We start from the raw sequence: 17,296 nt of genomic DNA, 5'->3' as shown, positions 1-17,296 counted from the left end.
CTCTACCGCTGAGCTACATGGGCATCGATCTAGGAGCCTGAAGCAATTCTGCGGCCGCAACCTGGAGCGGGTGAAGGGAATCGAACCCTCGTCATAAGCTTGGAAGGCTTCAGCTCTACCATTGAGCTACACCCGCAAAATTATTACCCGGAGAACGATCGAACGACGTCACCAACAGCGGCACTTGTGGTGGAGGGAGAAGGATTCGAACCTTCGAAGGCGGAGCCGTCAGATTTACAGTCTGATCCCGTTGGCCACTTGGGTATCCCTCCAGCCAAGAACCCGTGATTCTGACGCCCAAGCGACGGATTGTCAAATGATTTTTCGATAAGAGGATAATAATTCTAGAGCAGAAGGGCTTGCCGGTGCAGTCCTTGTGCGTTTTTTCCGGCCTGCCGGCGTAGAATCGGCTGATCTCCTACTCTGCCGCCCAACAGCAGCCGAGGCTTCGCCATGATGAACGTCCAGTACCCCGGGCATCCTCCCTTGCCACTGGAAGTGGCCACCGCGCTGCGCCAGCGCTTCGGCGCGCGTTTCTCACAGGGCGAGTCGGTACGCGCCCTGCACGGACGCGATGAATCGATCCATGCGCCGGCAGCTCCCGACGGGGTCGTCTTTGCGCAGAGTACCGAAGAAGTGGCGGAGGTCGTACGCCTCTGTCATCGGCACCGCATCCCGATGATCCCCTACGGAGTCGGCAGCTCGGTTGAAGGACAGGTCCTGGCAACCCGCGGCGGCATCACCATAAACCTGGCGGGAATGAACGGTATTTTCGCCACACGCTCGGAAGATCTGGACACGACCGTCGAGGCCGGGGTGACGCGCCGGCAGCTCAATGAGGCACTGAAGGGCAGCGGGCTGTTCTTCCCGATCGACCCGGGCGCCGATGCCTCGCTGGGCGGCATGGCGGCCACCCGCGCCTCGGGAACCAATGCCGTGCGCTACGGAACGATGCGCGACAACGTGCTCGGCCTGACCGCCATTCTGGCTGATGGTCGCGTCATCACAACCGGTGGACGGGCGCGCAAGTCATCCGCCGGCTACGATCTGACGCGACTGCTGGTCGGTTCCGAAGGAACGCTCGGCATCATCACCGAGCTGACCTTGCGCCTGCACCCGATTCCCGAGGCGATGTCCGCCGCGGTTTGCGCCTTCGCCAGCGTTGATGGGGCAGTGGATACGGTCATCGAGACCATTCAGATGGGCATACCCATAGCACGTGTCGAGCTGCTCGATGCGCTGACCCTGACGGCCGTCAACCGTCACAGCCACACGGCATTGAGAGAGCTGCCGACGCTCTTCTTTGAATTCCATGGCAGTCCGGCGTCAGTCAAGGAACAGGCCGAAACGGTCCAGGCGATCGCCCGCCGCCGAGGAGGGCAGGATTTCTCCTGGGCAACCCGCAGCGAAGACCGCTCGCGCCTGTGGCAGGCCCGCCACAACGCCTATTTCGCCTGTCTGCACCTCAAACCGGGCGGCCGCGCTTTTCCGACCGACGTCTGTGTGTCGATTTCGCGCCTGTCCGAGTGCATCCATGCCACGCAGCAGGACATTGCGCGGCTAACGATCCCGATCGCCCTGTTCGGCCACGTTGGCGACGGCAACTTTCATCTGGTGATCCTGGTCGACCCGACCGACGAGAAAGACATGCAGGAGGCCGAGTGGATCAACGAGCGCGTCGTCGAGCGCGCCCTGGCCATGGCGGGAACCTGCAGTGGCGAACACGGCATCGGCATCGGCAAGGCCCGCTTCATGCTGCGCGAGCACGGAGAGAATGCGGTGGCGGTGATGCGCGCCATCAAGATGGCGCTCGACCCGGAGAATCTGCTCAACCCAGGAAAAATTCTGCCCGCCACCTGACCGGCGCAATGCAGTCACCGGCAGGCAACCTGCCTGCCGGCCAGCGGTCAGACCAACTGACGGACGGCCGGTGCCGCGGTGCGCAGCACTGTGCGCCGCGGCACCCCGACAGGCGATACTGTTGCAGGTGACAAGCTGTCAGACAAGGAGGTGAAGCAATGGGCGATCTCTCGATCACGCTGGATAGTCGCTATACCGCAACATCCGGACGCGTCTTTCTCAGTGGCACGCAGGCCCTGGTTCGTCTGCCGATGCTGCAAAGCCTGCGCGACGAGGCCGCCGGACTGCACACTGCCGGCTTTGTCGCCGGTTACCGCGGCAGCCCGCTCGGTAGCCTCGATCTGGCGCTGTGGAAGGCCAAACCCCATCTCGAAGCCAGGCGTATCGTCTTCCAGCCGGCGGTCAACGAAGACCTCGCCGCAACCGCGGTGTGGGGCACCCAGCAGCTCGATCTCTTCCCCGGCGCCAGATACGACGGGGTGTTCGCCATGTGGTACGGCAAAGGTCCCGGGGTAGACCGCTGCGGTGACGTGTTCCGCCACGCCAATGCCGCCGGCACGGCACCGAACGGGGGGGTCCTGGTGATCGCCGGCGACGATCACGCGGCAAAATCCTCCACATTGCCGCATCAGACCGAGCACATCTTCAAGGCGGTGATGATGCCGGTTCTCTATCCGGCCAACATCCAGGAGTATCTGGACTATGGACTGCACGGCTGGGCGATGAGCCGCTACTCGGGCTGCTGGGTGGTGATGAAGGCGCTGGCCGATACCGTCGAGACCTCGGCCTCGGTACTCATCGACCCGCTGGCCACCGTCATCCGGTTGCCCGAGGATTTCGAAATGCCGGCCAACGACCCGCACGGGCTCAACATCCGCTGGCCCGATCCGCCATTGCAGCAGGAAGCACGCCTGCTCAACCACAAGCTGTACGCGGCGCTCGCCTACTGTCGTGCCAACCAGCTCAACCGGGTGGTGATCGACAGCGTCGACCCGGCATCCCCGGCCCGCCTGGGAATCATCACCGCCGGCAAGGCTTACCTCGACGTTCGCCAGGCGCTGGGCGAACTCGGTATCGACGACGCCCTCGCGGTACAGATCGGCCTCCGCCTATACAAGGTCGGCATGGTCTGGCCGCTCGAAGCCGACGGGGTGCGCCGCTTCGCCGAAGGCCTGGAAGAAATCCTGGTGGTCGAGGAAAAACGCCAGTTGCTCGAGTACCAGCTCAAGGAGGAACTGTACAACTGGCGCGAGGATGTCCGGCCGCGGGTCGTCGGCAAGTTCGACGAAAAAGGCGAATGGTCGCTGCTGCCCACCAGTAGCGGCCATCTGACCCACGGCGACTGGCTGCTGCCGGCCGCCGGCGAGCTGTCGGTCGCGCAGGTTGCCCGCGCGCTGGCCGCGCGCATCGGTCGCTTCTTCACCTCGCCGGCGATCGAGGCCCGCCTGAAGCTGCTCGAAGCCAAGCAACAGAGCCTCGCGAGCGCCCTGCCACCGGCCAACGGGGTCATCCCCATCCAGCGCACACCCTACTTCTGTTCCGGCTGCCCGCACAACACCTCGACGCGCCTGCCCGCCGGCTCACGCGCCGTCGCCGGCATCGGCTGTCACTACATGGTGACCTGGATGGATCGCAATACCGCGACCTTCACCCACATGGGCGGGGAAGGCGTGACCTGGGTGGGCCAGGCGCCATTCACCAGCGAGAAGCACATTTTCGCCAACCTCGGCGACGGTACCTACTTTCACTCCGGTCTGCTGGCCATTCGCCAGTCGGTCGCTGCTGGCGTGTCGATCACCTACAAGATCCTCTACAACGACGCCGTGGCGATGACCGGCGGACAACCGGTCGACGGTCAGCTGAGCGTCGCCCGGCTCACCCGCCAGCTCGAGGCGGAAGGCATCAGCAAGATCGTCATCGTCAGCGACCAACCCGAGCGCTACCGGCAGGTGCGCGATCTGGCACCTAATACGCCGGTTCATCATCGCGACCAGCTCGAAGCTGTCCAGCGCACCCTGCGCGAACAGCCCGGCGTGTCGATCCTGATCTACGAACAGACCTGCGCCACCGAGAAACGCCGCCGGCGCAAGCGCGGCAAGCTGGACGACCCAGCCCGGCGGGTATTCATCAACCAGGCCGTCTGTGAAGGATGTGGCGACTGTGGCGTGCAGTCCAACTGCCTGTCGGTCAGCCCGGTGGAAACCGAATTCGGCCGCAAGCGGGCAATCGACCAGTCTTCCTGCAACAAAGACTTTTCCTGCCTGAACGGCTTCTGCCCCAGCTTCGTCACGGTCGAGGGCGGCAGAGTGCGCCGCGGTCGCGCGATCAGCGCCAGCGAAAACGCCATCGCCGCCCTGCCCGAACCCCTCCTGGCCACTACCGCGCACCCCTTCAACATCCTGATCACCGGCGTTGGCGGCACGGGAGTCGTCACCCTTGGAGCACTGCTCGGAATGGCCGCCCATCTCGACGGCAAGGGAGTATCGGTGCTCGACATGACCGGCCTGGCGCAGAAATTCGGGGCGGTCTTCTCGCACCTGCGGATCGCCGACCGGCCGGAGGATATCCACGCCGCACGGATCGCCACTGGCGAGGCCGACGCGATAATTGGCGGCGATCTGGTGGTCAGCGCCGGCGCCGAAGCACTGTCCAAGATGCTGGCCGGAAAGACGCGTGCGGTGGTCAACGTCACCGAGACACCAACTGCAGAATTCACCCGCAATCCCGACTGGCAGTTCCCGCGACAAGGAATGCAGGCACAGATCGAGGAGGCCTGCGGGGTGGGCAACGCCCTCTTCCTCGATACCGCCGAAATGTCCCGGCGCCTGATGGGCGACCGCATTTACGGCAACCTGTTCCTGCTCGGTGTCGCCTGGCAGAAAGGACTGGTGCCGCTGTCGCTGGCGGCGATCGACAGGGCGATCGAACTCAATGCGACGTCGGTCGAAGAGAACCGCCAGGCCTTCCTCTGGGGCCGGCGCACGGCGCATGATCCGCAAGCCGTCGGCTGGCTGGCCATGCCGGCCAGCGCACCCGTGGCACTCCGTCTCTCGGCCGACCTGGACGAAACGATCAGCCGCCGGGTCACCGCCCTGACCGCCTACCGGGACGCGCCCTATGCGCAGCGCTACCGCAGTCTGGTCGAGCGCATGCGGGCCGCCGAAGCCCCGCTGCACTCGTCAGCCCTGAGCAAAGCGGTTGCCCACGGCTACTACAAGCTGCTGGCCGTGAAGGACGAGTACGAGGTGGCGCGGCTTTACGTCGACCCCGCCTTCCGCCAGCAACTGACAGATGAGTTCGAGGGCGACTTCAGGCTGCGCTTTCATCTCGCGCCACCGCTGCTCGCCCGACCCGATCCGCTCACCGGACGAATCCGCAAACGCAGCTTTGGTCCCTGGATGATGCACTGCATGCGTGTGCTGAGCTGGTTGAAACTCTTGCGCGGCACACTGTTCGATCCCTTCGCGCACAGTGAGGAAAGACTCATGGAACGGCAACTGCTGGCTGACTACGAGGCGGACCTTGAGCTGATCCTCGCCCGGCTCGACGCAGCCAGCCTGGCGACCGCCATCGAGCTGGCCGGGCTACCCGAACAGATCCGGGGTTTCGGCCATGTCAAGATGGCTGCGGTGGCCCGCGTGCGTCCGAGGCGAGAGGCACTGCGTGCCAGGCTGCAGGCGCCCGCCCTTGACCAGGCCAGCGCTGCGTGAGCGCAGGCCATACAATGCGCGGCTCAGCCCCGAGGAGCAGCCGCTTGTCTTCTTCGTTTTCCCCAGCACCCGATCCGGTCGGGCCGCCATCCACGATGCTTGCGCCGCAGCTCAGGCAGCTGGCGCTGCAGTTCGCCGCGGGACTCGCCGTTCTCTCGCTCGCCTGGCCCTACTACGGCATCCGCGGCGAAGAGCTCCCCTGGCCGGCAACGGCTTTCGCCATTGCTGCCGTGGCCGCGCTGCTCGCCAGCCTGACGCGCCAGGCCTGGTGGTGGCGGCTCATCCACACCAGCTTCGCGCCGCTGGCCTGGGGCGTTTCCCGGCTGGCCATCGACCCCGGCTGGTTTCTCCTCCTGTTCATCGGACTGCTGCTCGTCTATCGCGGCGCGCTGGGTGGTCAGATCCCCCTCTATCTCTCGAACCGGCCGACCGCCGACGCCCTCGCCGCACTCACCGCCGAGCGGCGTGACCTGCGTTTCCTCGATCTTGGCGCCGGTCTCGGCAACGTGCTCTACCCTCTGGCCAGAGCACGCCCTGACGGACACTTCACCGGCGTCGAGAATGCACCGGCGACGTGGCTGATCGGCCGTCTGCGGACGGCCGCCCTGACGAATTGCGACTGGCGCTGGGGCGACCTCTGGAAAACCGACCTGACCGGCCACAATGTCGTCTACGCATTTCTCTCTCCCCCCCCCATGACCGCACTGTGGAACAAGCTGGTCTCGGAAATGCCATCCGGCAGCCTGTTCATCAGCAACAGTTTCCCGGTGCCTGGAGTCCCGCCAAGCTGCGAGGTCGAGGTCGGCGACAGCCGACAGACCCGACTCTACTGCTACCAAATAGGCAACGGGCAGCCCGCTCGTGCAGCATCCGCTGAGGTAACTCGCCGCGCCTGAACACGCTTATCTTTGTTAAGATGGCCCACACCACCACCACCGGAGTAGCAAAAAATGTCTGATTCCAATTCCCTCCCCGATCCGCTGAGCTTTGCCAGGAAGATGTGGGGCGGCATGGGCGTTTCCCTGCCGGGCATGGTCACCCCCAGCCTCAACATCGAAGACATCGAAAAGAAGATCAGGGATCTCAAGGCGGTGGAAAACTGGCTGAAGATGAACCTTTCGATGCTGCAGATGACCATTCAGGGTCTCGAGATGCAATGCGTGACGCTCAATGCGGTGCGCGCCATGGGCCAGATGGCCAGCAGTTACGGCACCACCGCAGGCACCGAGGAAAGTGCGGGCACCGGCGGTGTGCCGGCCGGCGGCACCGGCAATGAAGCGCTCAGACAGGCTGCGCTATGGCCTCTGACCCTGCTGCAGCAAATGCAGGAACAGATGCAGAAGGCTGCCGCTGCCGCCATGCAGGCGCACCAGCCGCCGGAGGACGCCGCCAAACCATAGGCGAGCGAGCGGTGCGGCAACCGTCCCCGCGCCGCTCGTTTCAGATGATCGATGCTTGCTGCAGACCGAGCACCTCGGCTGTGCTGAAGCCGGCCTCAAGCAGAATCTCCACGCCATGCTCGCCGGCCGCCGGTGCGTCACGTTCGACAGCAAAAACCCAGCCCGAGAGTTTCAGGGGCGGCGCGTACTGGCTCACCGCATCGGCTTGCACCACCATGCCCCGCGCCTGAAAATGCGGGTGCCGGATGGCCTCGGCAACGTTCAGCACGGGTGTCACACAGCAGTCGATGTCGGCAAAGAAACTGCACCAGACGGCCTGCTCGCGGCTGGCGAACACTTCCTCCAGTTCGCGGCGCAGCGTGGCTGCCGCGGCGCCGCGCGCCGCGTGACGTCCTTTCCACTCGGGGTGCCCCAGGGCGTCACAGAAGACATTCCAGAACTTCTTCTCGAGCGGCGCGACAGCCATGTAACGCCGATCTGCCGTCGCATAGACGCCATAGCCCGCGTCACCACCACTCAGCAGATCGGCACCACGTTGCGGCACGACCCCTTCGCTCTGCAGTGCAAAAAAAGGGAAGAGATTGTGCGCCAGCACCGCCTCGCTCATCGCTACATCGACCAGGCGTCCCTGTCCGCTGCGTTGCGCATCGAACAAGGCGGCAAGCATGCCCATGACTGCGGTCAGCGCCCCCCCCAGCAGGTCGCCGATCTGCAGATTCGGAATCGCCGGCTGGCCAGCAGCCACCCCAATCTGATCAAGTACGCCAGAGTACCCAATGTAGTTGAGGTCGTGACCGGCCGCCAGCGCCAGTGGCCCGGTCTGGCCATAACCGGTGATCGCGCAGTAAACGATTTTCGGATTGAGCGTGCGCAGCGCCTGATAGCCGATGCCGAGCTTGTCGGCAACTCCTGGCCGAAAGCTTTCGACAACGATATCAGCCGTACGGACGAGGCGCAGGAAGGCCTCACGACCTTGCGACGGCTTGAGATCGAGGCGCAGGCCGCGCTTGTTGCGATTGACGCTGCGATAGAAGACGCTGACTCCGTCCGGGCCATGGCCGAGAATGCGCGCATAATCGCCGGCCGCGTGATCCTCGATCTTGATGACATCGGCGCCCAGGTCCGCCAGGTGCAGGGTGGCCACCGGACCGGGCAACAGGCGGGTCAGATCGAGCACACGCACCCCGACCAAAGGTCCACCGCTCACCCTTCGGCCTCGCAGGATTCCAGCCAGCTTGCATCCATGTCGATCACCACTCCCTTGTACAGCGCCTGGTCGAGAAACTGACCGCGAAAGAGCCAACCGACGATGCCGTTCTGGTATGACCACGGCGTCTCCCATGCCTCGACCAGCACGCGCACCCGCAGTACATCGATCTCCCCGGCATCCGTTGCGCGGCTGACGCATGGCAGCGCCGCCGCCAACCGCGCATGATCGGCGCGCGAATAGGCGGCGAGCGGCTTGTCGATTGCCGGACAAAGACCAGCCATCCGTCGCTCGTGCGAGAGGCTGGCAATCGAACCGCGCAGCCAGTAGGTCGGCGCCTTGAGCAACCAGCCGGAGCCGCCTTCGCGAAACATCACGCAGTCGCCGGGTTGCGGGCCGGAGCCACCAGGCCGGACGATCGGCGTCGCACCGGCGAACGCCGACGCGCCCCACAGTACGAAAGTCAGGAAAACGCCTCTCACTCGGACCTGCGCCGGTTATCGATCACCTTGCCGTTGTTCGGCAGCGCATGGGCGGCGCAGGAGACCACGTCGCCACGCAACTTGGTGGGCTGCCGCAGGCTACCGACGACCGCCGCCGCCAGTGCAGCACACGAATCAGCCGCCGCACAGTGCAGGGCCCCGATCACCGGCCCGGAAACCGGTGGCATGCAGGAAACGGGCCGACGCATCGCCAGGGAATCATGGTAATCCATCATTTCGTGGTGGCAGGAAGAGGAGAGTCGGTGCCGCCGGTTCAAGACAGCCAGCGCTTGCGTCGGCGATAATGCTTGACATCCCGGAAGCTCTTGTGGCCACCCGAAGACAGGCCGAGGTAGAACTCCTTGACATCTTCGTTGGCCGCCAGCTCGCTGGCCGTGCCTTCCATCACCACCCGGCCATTCTCCAGGATGTAGCCAAAATCAGCATAGCGCAGGGCCATGTTGGTATTCTGCTCGGCGAGAAGGAAGGTGACGCCTTCCTTCTGGTTCAGATCCTTGACGATCCGGAAAACCTCGTCAACGATCTGCGGTGCCAGCCCCATCGACGGCTCGTCGAGCAACACCATGCGCGGATTGGCCATCAATGCCCGCCCGATGGCGCACATCTGCTGCTCACCGCCCGAGGTATAGGCGGCCTGACTGCTGCGCCGCGTCTTCAGGCGCGGGAAATAGGCATACACCTTGTCCAGCGTCTCGGCAATCGCCACCCTCCCGTCGCGGCGCGAGTAGGCACCCGTCAGCAGGTTTTCCTCGATGCTCAGATGCGCAAAACAGTGCCGCCCTTCCATCACCTGGATGACGCCGCGCCTGACCAGTTCCGCCGGGGTCAATGCCTCGATCCGTTCATCGCGCAGGTCGATCGTTCCTTTGGTGACCTCGCCGCGCTCACCACGCAAGAGGTTGCTCACGGCACGCAGCGTCGTCGTCTTGCCGGCGCCATTGCCTCCCAGCAGGGCAACGATGCCGCCCTCCGGAACGCTGAAGGAAACCCCCTTGAGGACGAGGATCACGTGATTGTAGATCACCTCGATACTGTTGACACGGAGAAGGATGTTGGCAGTGCTCATGACGTCTCTTCGCTCATCGTGCCGCCGCCCCCTCCCGCGGGGCGGGAGGGCTGACCATGGACTCGCAGGGCGGCGAGTCCGCCGGAACCTACTTCTTGCACTCCTCGGGTGTCCGCGCCTTGATTTTCTTCTCGTCGGCATACTTGCTCGAGGCCAGCATCACGATCGGGCGAATGACCTTCTCATCGGCCTGATACCAGTCGGAAGTGAACTCCCACTTGCTGCCGTTCCAGGTATGCACACGCACCCACGACGATCCCATGTGGTCGAGGCAGGAGGTCTGCACCGGACGCATCACCCCGGCAAAACCCATGGCGTCGAGTGTTTTCTGATCCAGATTGAGATTCTCGAGACCCCAGCGCACCTGCTCGCCGGTCATCACCTTGCCCTTGCCATAACGCTCCTGCGCCTTGCGGACGCCTTCAACACCGAGCATCGCCGACAACAGGCCACGCATGTACAGCACCTGTCCGACCTCGTCTTTCGGTCCGGTACCCTGACCCTTGGCATAGACCAGTTCGAGCACGTCCTTGACCACCTTGGAATTAGGTTCGGCACCGTGCTGCAGCGTCAGGGCGCTGTAGCCCTTGGCGCCTTCTGCCACGTCCTTGACGTCGGGTTCGGCACCCGCCCACCAGATGCCCATCATCCGGTCACGTGGATAACCGGTGGCCTGTGCTTCGCGCAGCGCGGTCGAGTTCATCACGCCCCATCCCCAGAGCAGGACGTAGTCGGGTTTCTGCTGACGAATCTGCAACCAGGTCGCCTTCTGTTCGACTCCTGGATGCGCCACCGGCAGCAACTGTACGTCGAAACCATAGGTCTTGCCCAGTTCCTGCAGGATCGGGATGGGCTCCTTGCCATAGGGGCTGTCATGATAGACAAGGGCGATCTTCTTCCCTTTCAGTTTGACCACCCCGCCTTCCTTCTTGGCAATGTGCTGGATGGCGACATCGGCGCCGACCCAGTAGGTGCCGAGCAGGGGAAAGTTCCAGGTGAATATCGCACCGTTCTGTGATTCGCTGCGCCCGTAACCGGCGGTGATCAGGGGGATCTTGTCAACCGGGGCTTTTTCGGTGAGAGCGAAGGTGATACCGGTGGACAAGGGCTGGAAGACTGTCCCACCGCCATTCTTGCCTTTCAGGCGCTCGTAGCACTCGACGCCACGGTCGGTCGCGTACGCCGTCTCACACTCCTCGAAGCTGATCTTTACGCCGTTGATGCCGCCTTTGGCATTGACCAGCTTGAGATAGTCCACATAGCCATTGGCCCACTGGCTGCCATTGGTTGCATAGGCACCGGTGCGGTAGACCAGGACCGGAAAGAACTGCTCCTTGGCTTGGGCCAGGGCGGGCGGCGCCGTCAATGGCAAGGACAGGGCGACGGCACCAAACAACGCCGTCAGCAACAATTTGTGCAGCTTCATGGATGTCTCCTCTAGTTGTCGTGACAGGTGATGCGTGCAGCAGAAAACGCCACGGAATGGCAATGCAACAGGAATCCTCGCTCAATGCGGAAATGGCCAGAGCCGCAGTTTCTCCTTGCCGGTGGACCATAGCCGCGCGATGCCGTGCGGCTCCTTGATCAGGAAGAAGATGATCAACGCACCAAACGTGATCAACTCGGCGTGCGAGACACCGGCCGTCGAGATGCTGACCCCGAACAGTCCGCCCAGGGCCGGCAGGAACTGGTTCAGGGCAATCGGCAGGATGACGATGAATGCCGCGCCGAAAAAGCTGCCCATGATCGAGCCCAGGCCGCCGATGATCACCATGAACAACAACTGGAAGGAGCGATCGACCGAGAAGGCGGCCGGCTCCCATGAAGCCAGATGGATGAAACCCCACAGGGCGCCGGCTGTACCAACGAAGAAGGAACTGACGGCGAAGGCGGAGAGCTTGGCGAAGAGCGGCCGGATGCCGATCACCTCCGCAGCAACGTCCATGTCGCGGATCGCCATCCACTGCCGGCCGATGGCACAGCGCGTCATGTTCTTTGCCAACAGCGCGAAGATGGTCAGGAATGCGAGACAGAACAGATACTTGCTCACTGGGGTGTCAATCTGCCAGCCCATGATCCGGAGGTTGGAGACCGAAACCGAGCCGGAAGCAGCATTGTCGGTGAACCAGGGCACACGCAGAAAAACCCAGTCGGTGAAAAACTGCGCTGCGAGCGTGGCGACTGCCAGATAGAGTCCGCGTACACGCAGGCTGGGAATGCCGAAAAAGATGCCGACCACGGCCGAGGTCAGGCCGCCGAGCAGCAGGGACATCAGCAGCGGCAGGTCCTCGATGCGGATGTGAAAATTGTAGGCGGCGTACGCCCCCACCGCCATGAAGGCGCCAGCGCCGAGCGTGATCTGGCCGCAGAAACCGACCAGGATATTGACCCCCAGGGCGGCCAGCGCGAGGATCAGGAAGGGAATCAGGATGGCACGGAAGAGGTATTCATCGACCAGCAGCGGAACCCCGACGAAGGCGAAGGCGACGATGGCGAGAATCGCCCAGCGGTCCTGCGCAATCGGAAAGATTTGCTGGTCGGCAGCATAGGAAGTCTTGAACTGACCGTTTTCTCTGTATAGCACGTGGCTGCTCCCCGATTAGACGCGGTCGATGATCTTCTCGCCGAACAGCCCTTGTGGCCTGAACAGCAGAAAGAGCAGAGCCAGTTGGTAGGCAAACCAGATTTCGATGCCGCCGCCGATCATCGGGCCGAGGTAGACTTCCGACAGCTTCTCGCCGACACCGATGATCAGCCCGCCGATGATCGCACCGGGAATCGAGGTCAGCCCACCGAGAATGACCACCGGCAAACCACGCAGCGCCACCGTCACCAGGGAAAACTGCACACCCAGCTTGGAACCCCAGATCACGCCCGCAACGAGTGCGACAACGCCGGCCACGCACCAGACGATCACCCAGATTCGATTGAGCGGAATGCCGATCGACTGGGCGGCCTGGTGGTCGTCCGCCACCGCGCGCAGGGCGCGACCGGTCGTCGTCTTCTGAAAGAACAACGCCAGCAGGCCGACCAGGATGGCGGCGACCAGCGCCGCCACGAGGTCTTCCTTGTTGATCAGCAACCCGCCCTCGAAGGTCCCCTCGAGAATCATCACCGGATCCTTGGGCATGCCGACGTCGATCTTGTAGATGTCGCTGCCGAAGATGCTCGTACCGACTCCTTCGAGCACGTAGGCAATGCCCAGCGTCGCCATCAGCAACGTCGCCCCCTCCTGATTGACCAGGTAACGCAGAACCAATCGTTCGATCAGCCAGGCGACAACGAACATCAGCGCCGCGCTGACCAGAAAGGCGACGGTATTCGCCAGAAAACGACTGTCGATGCCCAGCCACTCGGGAATCCAGGCGGAGAAGCGCGCCATCGCCAACGCCGCAAACAGCACCATCGCCCCCTGCGCAAAGTTGAACACCCCGGAGGCCTTGAAGATCAGCACGAAGCCGAGCGCGACCAGGGAATACAGCATGCCGGCCATCAGGCCACCGATCAAGGTCTCGAGAAAGAAGCCCATCTGCTTGTCTCCTCAGTGGCTGGCACCAAGATAGGCGCTGATGACTTCCGGATCGGCGCGCACCTCGTCCGGAGTACCGTCGCCGATCTTCCTGCCGTAGTCGAGCACCACCACCCGGTCGGAGATGTCCATCACCACCCCCATGTCGTGTTCGATCAGAACGATGGTCGTACCGAACTGATCGTTCACATCGAGGATGAAACGGCACATGTCCTGCTTCTCCTCGACATTCATCCCGGCCATCGGCTCGTCAAGCAGCAGAATGCTCGGCTCCATCGCCAGCGCACGTCCGAGATCGACGCGCTTCTGCAGACCGTAGGGCAGGCGACCAACCGGTGTCTTGCGGATGTGCTGAATCTCGAGGAAGTCGATCACCTCCTCGACCTTGGCCCGGTGCGCCAGTTCCTCGCGCCGTGCCGGCCCCCACCAGATCGCCTGCAGCAGCAGATTGGTGCCGATCTTCAGGTTGCGCCCGGTCATGATGTTGTCGATGACGCTCATGCCCTTGAACAGCGCGATGTTCTGAAAGGTGCGCGAAATGCCGGCCTTGGCCGCCTTGTAGGGATTCATCCTGGCGAAATGCCGGCCACGCAGGATGATCTCGCCCTGCTGTGGTCGATAGACGCCGTTGATCACATTGAGCATCGAGCTCTTGCCCGCGCCGTTCGGGCCGATGATCGCGCGGATCTCGTGTTCGCGCACATCGAAGGAAATGTCGGTCAGCGCCTTGACGCCACCAAAGACAAGGGAAACGTTTTTCAGGTCGAGTATGGCCTCACCGAACTGCCGGTTCATCAGGCAGCCCTCCTGCCCACGGCGAAGGTCTTCGGATCGCGGATGAGCAGATCGGCCGCCACCTTGCCCTGCCGACCATCCTCGAACTTGACTGCCGTTTCGATGTACTGGCTGTTCCTGCCGGCGTAGAGTGCCTCGATCAGCACCGCATATTTCTCGGCGACGAAGTTGCGACGCACCTTGCGCGTACGGGTCAATTCGTCGTCATCGGGATCGAGTTCCTTGTGCAGGATCAGGAAACGGTGAATCTGCGAGTCGGCCAGAGCCCCCTCGCCGAGCAGTTCGCCGTTCACCTGTTCGATACACTCCTGAACCAGCCCATAGACCTCCGGCTTCGCCGCCAGATCGGTATAGCCCGAATAGGCCAGGCCACGCCGCTCGGCCCAGTTGCCGACCGCACCGATGTCGATGTTGATGAAGGCGCAGACCATCTCCCGCCGGTCGCCGAAGACCACCGCTTCCTTGATGTACGGGAAGAACTTGAGCTTGTTCTCGATGTAGTTGGGGGCATACATCGCGCCGTTCGCCAGCTTGCCGACATCCTTGGCGCGATCGATGATCTTCAGGTGCCCATCGTCGTCGAACAATCCGGCATCGCCGGTCATGAAGTAACCCTCGGCATTGATGGCTTCCGCCGTTGCCTCGGGACGCTTGTAATACTCCTTGAGCAGCATCGGCCCCTTGACCAGAATCTCGCCGTTATCGGCGATCTTCACTTCCACGCCGGGTGCCGGCTTGCCAACACTGTCGAACTTGATCTGCCCGTCGGGTTGCAGACAGACGTAGGCGCAAGTCTCGGTCTGGCCATAGAACTGTTTGAGGTTGATGCCGATCGAGCGATAGAAACGGAAGAGCGCCGGGCCGATCGCCGCACCAGCGGTGTAGGCCACCCGAATGCGGCTCATCCCGAGAACGTTTTTCAACGGACCATACACCAGCAGGTCGCCCAGTGCGTAGAGCAGACGATCGACCAGCGGGACCGGCTGGCGATCGAGAATCTCCGCGCCACTGCGCCGGGCCACCGCCATGAAGAAGTGGAACAGCCTCTGCTTGACGAGGCTGGCGTCTTCCATGCGGATCATCACCTGCGTCAACAGATTCTCGAACACCCGTGGCGGCGCGAAGTAACAGGTCGGGCCGATCTCGCGCAGGTCATTCATCACCGTCTCGGCGGATTCCGGACAGTTGATCGTGAAGCCGGTCACCATCGCCTGCGCGAAGGAAAACAGGTGGTCGCCAACCCAGGCCATCGGCAGATACGAGAGGATGTTGTCGTCGGCACGCAGCCGATCGACCTCGGCGCCGCCCCGCGCCGCGCTGATGAATGCGTGATGCGTCAGGCAAACACCCTTCGGCTTGCCGGTGGTGCCCGAAGTGTAGAGCATGACGCTGATGTCATCGGGCGAGCCGCCGGCAATCTCGCTGTTCAACAGGTCCGGATGGTTGCGATTGTGGATCCGACCCATCGCCATCAACTCGCGAATGTCGTGGATGAATGGCTGGGTATAGTGGCGCATGCCGCGCGGATCGTCGTAGAGCAGGTGTTCGAGCTGCGGCAACTGATCGTGGATCTCGAGCACCTTGTCGACCTGCTCCTGATCCTCGACGAACATGAAGCGCACTTCTGCATCGAGCAGCACGAAGAGCATCTCGTTCGCGACGGCGTCCTGATAAAGGGGCACCGGCACTCCGCCGAGACACTGCACGGCGGTCATCATCATGTACATGCGCGGGCGGTTCTCACTGACGATCGCCAGATTGTCGCCACGCCGGAAACCCATTTCGGAAAGACCACAGGCGAGAGCGCGAACCTCTTTGGCGACATCGTGCCAGGTCCAGCACTGCCAGATGCCCAGGTCCTTCTCGCGCATCGCCGGCTGGCCGCCACGCAGCTGCGCATGCTCGATCAGCAGGCGCGGAAAGGTATCCAGCGCCCGCGCGGAAGCCAATTCCGGCATCTCGTCTCCTCCGGTGCATTGACCGCCGGCAACCCGGCGGCAAGCCCTTGTCGTTTATACGTGGTAGCCGATTCTAGTCCTTTTTCACAGCCAGTCATTGTGCAACGCCGCATGATCCATGCGCTGCGCTTTGACGACGACCTCGGCGGGGGCATCGAACGTAGTCTAGGCGATGGCACCCCCTATAATTGTCGTCCAGGAGACAATTCCCCGTTCCTGGAGGATCGCAAGAGGCATGGAATCACTCGACGACATGCTGCAAGCCACCTGCTGGGCCCGGCAGCTATCGGCCGGCGAACTCGCGCAGGTCAGGCGGGACACCGTCGTGCGTACCGTCCCCGCCGGCGCATACGTCTGCATGAAGGGAGAGCCGGTCGAGCACTGGCTGGGGGTGGTGGACGGGCTGGTCAAGATGGCCAGCAACTGGAGCAGCGGCAAGACCACCAGCTTCGTTGGCCTGTCAAGCGGCGGCTGGTTCGGTGAAGGCTCACTGATGAAGGACGAGCCGCGTCGTTACGACGTGGTCGCCCTGCGCGAATCGCGCATCGCATACATGCAGCGCAACCGCTTCCTGCACCTGCTGGACCACAGCATCCCGTTCAACCGCTTCCTGCTGGTCCAGCTCAACGAGCGCCTTGGCCAGTTTATCGGACTGATGGAGAACGAGCGCCTGCTGGATACCGATGCCCGCCTCGCGCGCTGCCTGGCGTCGATGTTCAATCCCCTGCTCTACCCCGGCAGCAGCCTGCAACTGCACATCTCCCAGGAGGAAATAGGCCTGCTCGCCGGCATCTCGCGCCAACGCGTAAACCAGGCGCTGCACAAGCTGGAACAGGCAGGGCTGCTGCGGGCCGATTACGGCACCCTGACCATCCTCGATCTGGACGGTCTGCGCCGTTTCGGCGAGTAAGGACGCCATCACGCTCCCTGGGTCAACTCGTCGGACAGACCCGGAGCGGACGGCCCCATCCTGCCGTCAGGGCAGCGTCACACCCAGCGTCAGCATCAGCCCGGCCCCGCCGAAGAGGACCAGCTCGCTGCACACGCGGTGGTAACAGTAGCCGACCGCCGGGATGATCGCCGGCGCATAGCCGGAGCTGTTGAACGGGATCTTGTCCTGGTACTCGCCCTTGTAGCCATGCACCACGCCGGCGGCGAGCTTGACGTAAGCCTCCTGGACCGAGTCGAACGGTCGCCACAGCAGACCGCCGAAAACGAACTCCGACGACTGGCTGAAGGAGTTGTCGAAATACGACGCTCCGACCAAC

At 63.2% G+C, this 17,296-nt stretch carries 14 protein-coding genes, 2 tRNA genes and 1 pseudogene; 5 read left to right on the top strand and 12 right to left on the bottom strand.

The genetic code is table 11. The features are described from left to right. Positions 1–62: 62 nt before the first annotated feature. Positions 63–136, bottom strand: a tRNA-Gly gene (locus JNK99_RS08345). Positions 137–187: 51 nt separating this feature from the next. Further along, a tRNA-Tyr gene (locus tag JNK99_RS08340) sits at positions 188–272 on the bottom strand. Between the two features lie 181 nt (positions 273–453). Between JNK99_RS08340 and JNK99_RS08335 the strand changes: the two genes are divergently transcribed. The 4 genes from JNK99_RS08335 (at position 454) to JNK99_RS08320 (ending at position 6,970) form a co-directional block, all read left to right on the top strand. Then, positions 454–1,860, top strand: coding sequence for an FAD-linked oxidase C-terminal domain-containing protein (locus JNK99_RS08335; protein WP_291851293.1), 1,407 nt, complete (start codon positions 454–456; stop codon positions 1,858–1,860). A 158-nt stretch (positions 1,861–2,018) separates the two neighbouring features. Then, the gene (locus JNK99_RS08330) at positions 2,019–5,570 is read left to right on the top strand and encodes an indolepyruvate ferredoxin oxidoreductase family protein (RefSeq protein WP_291851290.1); all 3,552 of its coding nucleotides are present in this window, start codon (positions 2,019–2,021) and stop codon (positions 5,568–5,570) included. A 44-nt stretch (positions 5,571–5,614) separates the two neighbouring features. Further along, positions 5,615–6,466, top strand: a complete 852-nt coding sequence (locus tag JNK99_RS08325; RefSeq protein WP_291851287.1) for a class I SAM-dependent methyltransferase — start codon at positions 5,615–5,617, stop codon at positions 6,464–6,466. Between the two features lie 54 nt (positions 6,467–6,520). After that, positions 6,521–6,970 carry a PhaM family polyhydroxyalkanoate granule multifunctional regulatory protein gene (locus tag JNK99_RS08320; protein WP_291851284.1) on the top strand — a complete coding sequence of 150 codons (450 nt, stop codon included), beginning with the start codon at positions 6,521–6,523 and terminating at the stop codon, positions 6,968–6,970. Positions 6,971–7,010: 40 nt separating this feature from the next. On the opposite strand, the gene JNK99_RS08315 is transcribed toward JNK99_RS08320, so the two are convergent. From JNK99_RS08315 to JNK99_RS08275, 9 genes are all read right to left on the bottom strand, one after another. Then, positions 7,011–8,177 (bottom strand): CaiB/BaiF CoA-transferase family protein, encoded by a 1,167-nt coding sequence (locus JNK99_RS08315; protein ID WP_291851281.1) that lies wholly within the window; start codon positions 8,175–8,177, stop codon positions 7,011–7,013. Then, on the bottom strand, positions 8,174–8,659 hold the full coding sequence (locus JNK99_RS08310; RefSeq protein WP_291851277.1) for a hypothetical protein: 486 nt from the start codon (positions 8,657–8,659) through the stop codon (positions 8,174–8,176). The genes JNK99_RS08315 and JNK99_RS08310 overlap by 4 nt, the downstream gene beginning before the upstream one ends. Then, positions 8,656–8,868, bottom strand: a complete 213-nt coding sequence (locus tag JNK99_RS08305; RefSeq protein WP_291851274.1) for a hypothetical protein — start codon at positions 8,866–8,868, stop codon at positions 8,656–8,658. The genes JNK99_RS08310 and JNK99_RS08305 overlap by 4 nt, the downstream gene beginning before the upstream one ends. A 65-nt stretch (positions 8,869–8,933) precedes the next feature. Further along, the gene (locus tag JNK99_RS08300) at positions 8,934–9,746 is read right to left on the bottom strand and encodes an ABC transporter ATP-binding protein (RefSeq protein ID WP_291851271.1); all 813 of its coding nucleotides are present in this window, start codon (positions 9,744–9,746) and stop codon (positions 8,934–8,936) included. A gap of 88 nt (positions 9,747–9,834) precedes the next feature. Next, a complete protein-coding gene (locus tag JNK99_RS08295; RefSeq protein ID WP_291851268.1) occupies positions 9,835–11,172 on the bottom strand; it encodes an ABC transporter substrate-binding protein in 1,338 nt (445 codons plus the stop codon). Between the two features lie 81 nt (positions 11,173–11,253). Next, positions 11,254–12,330: a branched-chain amino acid ABC transporter permease gene (locus tag JNK99_RS08290; protein WP_291851265.1), complete on the bottom strand. Its 1,077-nt coding sequence runs from the start codon at positions 12,328–12,330 to the stop codon at positions 11,254–11,256. Between the two features lie 15 nt (positions 12,331–12,345). Then, the gene (locus JNK99_RS08285) at positions 12,346–13,275 is read right to left on the bottom strand and encodes a branched-chain amino acid ABC transporter permease (protein ID WP_291851262.1); all 930 of its coding nucleotides are present in this window, start codon (positions 13,273–13,275) and stop codon (positions 12,346–12,348) included. 12 nt (positions 13,276–13,287) lie between these two features. Beyond that, on the bottom strand, positions 13,288–14,070 hold the full coding sequence (locus JNK99_RS08280; RefSeq protein ID WP_291851260.1) for an ABC transporter ATP-binding protein: 783 nt from the start codon (positions 14,068–14,070) through the stop codon (positions 13,288–13,290). After that, the gene (locus JNK99_RS08275; RefSeq protein WP_291851257.1) at positions 14,070–16,028 is read right to left on the bottom strand and encodes an AMP-binding protein; all 1,959 of its coding nucleotides are present in this window, start codon (positions 16,026–16,028) and stop codon (positions 14,070–14,072) included. Before JNK99_RS08275 ends, JNK99_RS08280 begins: the two co-directional genes overlap by 1 nt. Positions 16,029–16,263: 235 nt before the next feature. On the opposite strand from JNK99_RS08275, the gene JNK99_RS08270 reads away from it, so the two are divergent. Then, positions 16,264–16,938 carry a Crp/Fnr family transcriptional regulator gene (locus tag JNK99_RS08270; protein ID WP_291851254.1) on the top strand — a complete coding sequence of 225 codons (675 nt, stop codon included), beginning with the start codon at positions 16,264–16,266 and terminating at the stop codon, positions 16,936–16,938. A gap of 66 nt (positions 16,939–17,004) precedes the next feature. Here the strand turns inward: JNK99_RS08270 and JNK99_RS08265 are convergent. Next, positions 17,005–17,296, bottom strand: a pseudogene (locus JNK99_RS08265) (hypothetical protein); the annotation flags it as partial.

It is taken from the genome of Accumulibacter sp. (assembly GCF_016789985.1).
Classification (GTDB): domain Bacteria; phylum Pseudomonadota; class Gammaproteobacteria; order Burkholderiales; family Rhodocyclaceae; genus Accumulibacter.
The sequence above is the reverse complement of the archived record's forward strand: the minus strand, read 5'-3'. Positions and strand labels throughout refer to the sequence as shown.